This is a genomic window from Photorhabdus tasmaniensis (genome assembly GCF_011189505.1).
GTDB lineage: Bacteria > Pseudomonadota > Gammaproteobacteria > Enterobacterales > Enterobacteriaceae > Photorhabdus > Photorhabdus tasmaniensis.
The window spans coordinates 1-597 of sequence record NZ_PUJU01000192.1; the positions used below are offsets into that span (position 1 = coordinate 1).

Genomic DNA, 597 nt, shown 5'->3' on the forward strand with positions numbered 1-597 from the left:
TTGCTCGGTGTTGGCTGAAAACATATCGGTTAGCTTATCTGTGGTTTTTGGTTGAGATCGATGACCAAAGCAAGAGTTCAACAGGAATGCAGGAAAATATCAAAATATTTGTGTAGAAGAGACAGGTCCAGTTCCGGGTTGATGTGGTATACAAAAATGATCGTGTGATGGAGAGTTTTCGATCAGATATAGACATTGAAGATGTTAATAACCCAACACTCAGAGATTATCGGGAGGTGGTGGATGAGGCAATCACCTGGGTACATGAGCAGTTTGTGCTGAAAACCCACCCGGAGAGTACCATTACCCCCATACGAAAGTTAGCGGCTTGATTGAAAGTTAGCCCTGACTGCGGGTACGCGGTGGTTGTTTTTCACCCTGACGGGCGTTATTTCCTGTCAGGGAATAACGCCCGTTTTTATTTCGGAGCGTTACTGATGAAAAAGATTAAGACCAAAACACCCTCAAAGACTGTCCGCAAGAACAAAGTCGCCCACCGTCATGGCAGACGTTTCCGGCCTGATGGGTACCGGGGGATGACGGGCAGGATTATCGCGACGTTTGGAAAAAGAAAGCGTCCTGATGTACAGGCCACAA

1 protein-coding gene is annotated in these 597 nt (G+C 46.7%); it reads left to right on the forward strand.

The genetic code is table 11. The annotated features are described in order from the left end of the window. Positions 1-167 precede the first annotated feature (167 nt). Positions 168-332 (forward strand): hypothetical protein, encoded by a 165-nt coding sequence (locus C5471_RS23480; RefSeq protein ID WP_242688863.1) that lies wholly within the window; start codon positions 168-170, stop codon positions 330-332. Positions 333-597: the final 265 nt, after the last annotated feature.